At 46.3% G+C, this 6,572-nt stretch carries 6 protein-coding genes; all 6 read right to left on the reverse strand.

The window, feature by feature from the left end:
* On the reverse strand, positions 1 to 409 hold a 409-nt coding region (gene holA / locus AC5V8P_RS22055; RefSeq protein ID WP_495473865.1), incomplete at its 3' end, for a DNA polymerase III subunit delta.
* A gap of 212 nt (positions 410 to 621) precedes the next feature.
* On the reverse strand, positions 622 to 2,079 hold the full coding sequence (locus AC5V8P_RS22060) for a zf-HC2 domain-containing protein (protein ID WP_064796007.1): 1,458 nt from the start codon (positions 2,077 to 2,079) through the stop codon (positions 622 to 624).
* On the reverse strand, positions 2,076 to 2,624 hold the full coding sequence (locus AC5V8P_RS22065; RefSeq protein WP_063210057.1) for an RNA polymerase sigma factor: 549 nt from the start codon (positions 2,622 to 2,624) through the stop codon (positions 2,076 to 2,078). Before AC5V8P_RS22065 ends, AC5V8P_RS22060 begins: the two co-directional genes overlap by 4 nt.
* A 295-nt stretch (positions 2,625 to 2,919) precedes the next feature.
* Positions 2,920 to 5,538 (reverse strand): ComEC/Rec2 family competence protein, encoded by a 2,619-nt coding sequence (locus AC5V8P_RS22070; RefSeq protein ID WP_064796097.1) that lies wholly within the window; start codon positions 5,536 to 5,538, stop codon positions 2,920 to 2,922.
* A gap of 203 nt (positions 5,539 to 5,741) precedes the next feature.
* Complete coding sequence (locus AC5V8P_RS22075) at positions 5,742 to 6,260, reverse strand: deoxycytidylate deaminase (RefSeq protein ID WP_063210056.1); 519 nt, start codon at positions 6,258 to 6,260, stop codon at positions 5,742 to 5,744.
* An 82-nt stretch (positions 6,261 to 6,342) separates the two neighbouring features.
* A partial coding sequence (locus tag AC5V8P_RS22080) for a ComEA family DNA-binding protein (protein ID WP_495473866.1) occupies positions 6,343 to 6,572 on the reverse strand: 230 nt, incomplete at its 5' end.

Genomic DNA, 6,572 nt, shown 5'->3' on the forward strand with positions numbered 1-6,572 from the left:
TTTTCAGTTTCTTGACAATCTTTTTCCGTTCATCCAACTTTTCAGCCTGAACCGTAAAAACGATGACACTATAGTCAGTCGGGTTATCCATATAAGTCAACAGCGTCTCAAGACGGTGCTCTATTTTGTTGTTATCTTTGCCTGCTGCAAATACACTGGTATCCCGTACAATAATCAGCTTCTTCGGCACCAGAAAAGGCGCTGTTTCCGCATCCTCCACAACCACCTCAATTGGCGTCTCGGTTAAATCATAAGAAATAATGGCGAAGTCACGATGTTCCTCCTCCACCACCTTCTCTTTTAACAGATCAACAAACTGCTTCATTTGATATTTTTCATTACCGTATAGCAGATACACTGGCGAGATATCGCCTTTGCGAATAGCCTTAGAGGCCGTTTTTACATCCATTTTCCGTTCCCCCCACCCACTGATCGTACCTGACATCCGACCAGAAGGCAAGTCAAGGCACAAACAAAGGGACCCCGCCCTTAGGCAGAATCCCTTCACCACCATCTATATCAACACGGCAGCAGAAAGCTCTAGAAACTTTCGGCCGTCGGGATACGACGTCGGTTCTATAGTTTATTCTCAGTTTCTAAAAGTGTGTCAACTTACGGAAACTATTTTCCAGTGCTGCGCGGGACGGTGTACGTATATTTACTTGCAGTCCCATCCTGCTCTGTTTCATACATAAAGGTCTGGCTGTCATCTGACCAGCTTCCTTTGACCCAGGCACCCTTCAGAGTACGGACTTCCAGTGTTGTTCGGTCTACACCGTTATCGGAGAGCTTATATACTTTCAGCTTTTTACCCTCAATAGCCACCGCATAGCTACCATCTGGCGAGTTGAGCTGATCTGTAGATGTGGACTGAGCACCATAGGTGGAAGCATTATTGCTGTCTGGAGAGACCAGCGAATTGGATACAAAGCCTTCTCTGCGAACGGAGTCTTGTGACACGGATGATTGCTGATCATCAGAAGCTGTATTGCTGCTATCCGCTCCTAAGGAGTTCCCTGCATCCTTGGCACTTTTGGAAGTCGTGTCTTTCGATGTTTCATTTGAAGCAATTCGACTCTGTACCTTCAATTCCTGACTAAGCGACGAAGATGTGTCATTTGTACTTGTATTATCGCTATTACCGTCCTGAGCGGTATCTGTGCCCGCTAGAGGCGCCTTTTCCATTTTTGGTTCCAATTGTTCATCAGGAGCAATCGTGGCTTGATCAGATTCCTTCTGATTTAACCGTTGATCATCAGATTTAGTAGCATCTACGGGCGACTTTTCCTTCGTCACCTGACGATCGGAATTTGGTTGTCCCTGTTTCACATCCTGACGGGAAGAATGTCTAGTTGGTGCAGACTTTGTTGAAGGTTCCTCGCCAGCTTGCTGATCATCAGACTTCCCAGCATCCTGTTTGGAAGAATTGTTTTCATCCACACTGTCTGCTCCCTGTTTGTCCAGGTCAGGTTCTTTGTCCGCAGGTGTCTGAGACGGCTCCGTTCCTTGTCCCTGTTCAGACGGTTGATTGGTCGAACCCGATCCAATAGCTGCTTCAGGCCCTCCACTCCCATTGGTTGTACCTGGAATTTCCGTTTGGTTCTGTTGACTCGTTACCTCGGGCGATTGGGATGTAAGTATGCCTTCCGCATCCTGTACTGTTTTAGGCTCGAAGTTGAATACTACAATCCCCAGTACAACGGCTGCGGCAGCCACGCCCATGGCCGCACGGCCTCCCACCCGGTTCCACCAAGGCACAGGCCGAGTACGTTGTCTAGGCTCCGTTCCAAGCACAGGATCAACAGCCACAGGCTGCATTTCTTGAAGTGCGCTTCCCTGCTCTTCACGTGCGCGGTCAATGGCATCAAGCTGAGGCATGATGGAATCCACCAGGCTGAACGCCGGGGAAACCGCAGGCAATTCCTCCAGCTCGCGAGAGAGTGTCTGAAGAATATGAAATTTTTCCGCACAGTCCGGGCAAGTCGCAATATGGTTCATTAATTGGGATGTCTCTTCTTCGCCCAGTTCATGATCCACATAACGCTGCATCCAATCCATCACCTCTTCTCCACACTTCATCCTGATACACCACCTTTCTGATATTCCTGAAGTAGCCCTTGCAATTGCTGTCTTGCACGATACAAGTATGACTTGACCGTATTTAGCGGCAAATCCAGAGAATCGGCAATCTCGTTGTAAGAGAAATCCTGCAAATATCTCAGGACAATTACCGTCCGGTGGTGTTCCGGAAGCCGTTGTATAGCCTCGCGAACATCCTGTGCCATGTAAGAGGTTAACACCTCAACCTCCACATTTTGGGGGTCGTTAAATACCATGTCATGCTCGTCAATGGAAACCGATGGCTTTGTTCTTCTGAATTTGTCGATGCATATGTTCGTTACAATGCGTTGGACCCAGGTTTTAAACTGCGCTTTTTCCTCATAAGAGTTAATTTTGGAATATATCCGTATGAGGGCTTCTTGTGAAGCATCCATGGCGTCCTGCTCATTATTTAGAATGTAATATGCCGTACGGTACACATGCTGTTCTATCTCTCTTAATAGGGTAATGAGAGCGTCGCGATCGCCCGATTGAGCGGCTCGGATGAGTCCCTGCTCTACCACAAAGGATCCCCCTCTCCCTGCAATATTACAGACGTATCCTGTTTACAAATTGTTGCAGAATAGACGTCTGACGCTAATTTTATTTTTTTCAACAAAAAAATTATAACAAAATGCCCAGAATCCCCATTGTATCCTCCCTTAGAATAACAGAAAAAGGGAAGGTAGTCACCTTCCCTCAGTCCCGTATCTTCTGATACCCAGCAGCAGGTAGCCAGTTTTCAAAATAAAGCCTATGAAACTTAGATTTAGAGTTCCAAGTGACTTGACACCCAAGGCAAAAAATAATAATCAAAAATTATTTTGTATCTCTTTGTTCACGTTTGCGTTGATACCGCACACTCAGCTTTCCTTGCTGCACACGAATCTGTACCTCCCCCATGGTGTCTGTTCGATATATGGCAGAATCAACTTCCGCCAAACGTTCCAATACCGCTTTATTCGGATGTCCATAAGTATTGCTTGCACCAACTGAAATGACGGCTACTCTCGGCTGCCAGTAGGACAACCACTCTTCCGAGGTGGAATACTTGCTGCCGTGATGTGCTACTTTCATAACATCTATAGCTTTCCTTGCAGCTCCTGGTGTTTCCTGAGCTTTCGCCCCGGATGAGGAATGGGTTAATTCAGAAAGCAATAGCGTCTCTGCAGCGTCATCCATATCTCCTGTGAACAAAAATGAAGCCCCCTCCATCTCTAAAATCATGGCAACGGAATAATGATTTTGTTCTTTTATAACAGGCAACTGTGCAGATTCGTTCTCCTCCAGCTTAAACGGATAGAGAAAGCGAATTTTTGTTTCCGGATCTAGTTCCCACTCCATGCTATGATGTGCACCATACAGCTTGATTCGCTTGTCCAAAGCTGTGTTCAACAACTTCCGGAATGGGGCTTTTTCTGTTAGGGTGCCGTTAAAAAACAAAGTGGATACGGGAATTTGGTCAAGTACAGCTTGTAGTCCTCCAGCATGATCATGATCTCCATGCGTCAAAATGACGGCGTCCAGCCGATGAACCCCGCGTTGCTTTAGCAAAGGGACAATTGTATCCGCACCTACCTCGTAGGGATCTGTGCGCTTGCGCCAAGCGTTTTTCCCTGTTGCAAAGTCCATTGTCCCCCCGCCATCCACCAATATATGCTTCCCGCCCGGAGTTGTAATTAAAATGCTATCACCTTGGCCCACATCCAGATATTGAACAACTCCTGTGCCTCTTTCACCCGGAGATTGGTATCCTATACATAGTATTCCTAACCAGACAATACCACTTAAGGCCAGTGCCATATAACGATATCCATTCCACTGTTGATGCGCAAATTTCCCTGCACCCTCTGGTTCATGAGCTGTTTGCAAAACAGCAGCCCACTCGGCGGAAGCTGCTAGTCCTGTATGCACGGGTGATGTTGTGGGGTTAGAGCTTACGATGGAAATGTCGTCCGTTTGTCTTCGGGATGTCAACCACGTTTTGAGCCAGTATAGAACACTGTACAGAGCGGCGTAATACGCCATAACCCACAGAATAGAAGAAGACGGCCAAATGCTCACATAAGCATCATCCGCATTCAGCCAGTTCACAAGCCAAAACGTTAGATCGTTCAATTTCTCTGCCGGCCACGCAAGGATACGAGCTCCAGCCCCCCACAAAAAGGCCATTCCCATTGCCACCGTACCCAGTGGAAGCACGATATATGTAATTAGGGGAACAAGTACAAAATTAGCCGCAAATGATAACAGCGAAAATTGATTAAAGTAGAATACCGTCATAGGAAACGAAACGAGCTGTGCCATGATGGTAATCGCAACTTCACCACCGATCAGAAGGGGCCATTTGGTGAAAAACGGTTTCATAAGCGGCATATAAATGAGCAACCCACCTGTCACTAAAAAGGAAAGTTGAAAGCTGACGCTAAGCAGGTAGTATGGATTCCACAACAGCATAAGCAACGCAGATATACTTAAAATATTAAGTCCATCTTTGAACAACCCTCGTCGGGCTGCAAACAAGCCGATCATCGCCATAATGCCTGCTCGTACAACTGAGGGAGAAGCACCTGTCAGCAGAACATAAGCTGGAATGAGTACCATTACAATCGTAAGGGAGGTCTCGCGGCTAACTCGTAACAACTTGAGTAAATATAATAATGTGGCCGCATATACCGCTACATGCATACCTGATATCGCCAATATATGCGTTAAACCAAGCTGCGTAAATTCGTTATACGTTGCTGGGTCCAGTTCATTGGTAACCCCAAGTACCAGACCTTTCATATATCCTGCATGATGAAGTGATGTAAAAGCAGACTCCATTTTTTGACCTAGCTGTTCTCTAAGCTGATCATTCCATCTGAATAATGTGTAGCGGTTCCACAGTGGAGCCTCCTGCCTCTGTAATGAGGTGGCTCCAGCCCCCTTGAAAAGCCAGTGAATTTCCTGCGTGTGCAGATATTCACTGTAATCAAAGCTACCAAAGTTCCCTGCTTTTGCTGGTGCCTTTAAGCAGCCGCGCAGGAGGATTGCATCCCCACGCTGCCATGCTGCCGCAAGTTGCTGTTCCTGCTTCGCAGCCAATTTGATATGAACAATGACTTGTTCAGAAATAGATCCTTGGTTTTCAACCTTAGTCGAATGACTTCCAAAGTGATAGATTGAAGTAATTCTCATCACAAATTGCGCACGATCCCCATCAATCTCAACTTCTGAAGCAATAAACCCTGCTGCTTGTAAAGGCATGTCTTCTATGACAGAAGATGATACATGAAGAGCATCAGGAACACTGCTTACATTATGCGTATCATGCCAAAACCAATGAAATCCACCACCGCTTAAAGCAATCCATAACAATACCATTTGTCGAATGGGAATGTTCATTAATAGAGCTATAAGTGGAAAAAGCAGGCTAACCCCCGCCCACAGCAACAAAAGCATACGTCCTGAATACAGACAGGCTCCCGCACTTCCTATAATCCAACAAACAGTGAGGCTTAATATAGGCCTAGTAAATACACGTTGGGCTTGAATACAATCACCTTCCATTAGCAAAAACATTGCTTTCTGTCCAGAACACAAAACAAAAAAAGAACCCCCGACAACAGCATTGTCAGAGGTTCTTCCTCGTTTATTATTTAATCCTTCACATCCATTAGCGTTTCCTGTGGTGGATGATAAGTCTCCAGCATGCGAAAGGCGATTCCCTTTTCCTCCATCATAGCACGAACCTTATCGGCATCTTTTAGATAAGGTCGGTGATATACAATCTCCACTATGCCGCTGTTCGCCAACATATTGGCACATGTCCAGCAAGGCTGGTCAGTGACATATACTGAGGAGCCTTCACGGTCGATCCGGTCAGTAAACAGCAATAGGTTCTGCTCCGCATGAATAGTGCGAACACAACGCTGCTTTTTAACCATCTCCTCCCGTCCGTCACGATGAACGACCTCATATTCCTCCGAGATCATACAGCCTGCCTCAGAACAGTCAGGCACTCCGGATGGAGCGCCATTATAGGCCGTCCCTAACAGCTTTTTACCTTGTACAAGTACGGCCCCAACACGACGCCGCGCGCAGCGTGAACGGGTAGATACCATATAGGCAATATCCATGAAATAGGTGTCCCAGTCCTTACGTACATCTGCACTCATTTCCATCTCTCCCGAATAAACAAGTTAAACGTAAAACATATCCGTTATAGCCACTCTCAAAGCCACACCGTAAACTCATAAGTTATAAGCTGACATACGGCTTCATTTTCGCTAACATCTTAGCTCCGATTCCTTTTACATGATCCAAATCATTCACACGTTTAAACAGGCCATGCTGTTTACGGTAGTTCAAAATAGCCTCGGCCTTTTTAGCCCCAACCCCCGGTAGCTCCATTAACTCGGCATCAGTCGCCGTGTTAATGTTTACCTTTTTTTCACCGGAAACGGATGGAATAACCGAATCATTCACCA

Source organism: Paenibacillus sp. N119s (genome assembly GCF_059447605.1).

Excerpts from the sequence above, each read along its gene's own strand:
- AC5V8P_RS22060 (WP_064796007.1), bottom strand. The coding sequence starts at position 2,079 with ATGAAGTGTGGAGAAGAGGTGATGGATTGGATGCAGCGTTATGTGGAT.
- AC5V8P_RS22075 (WP_063210056.1), bottom strand. The coding sequence starts at position 6,260 with ATGAGTGCAGATGTACGTAAGGACTGGGACACCTATTTCATGGATATT.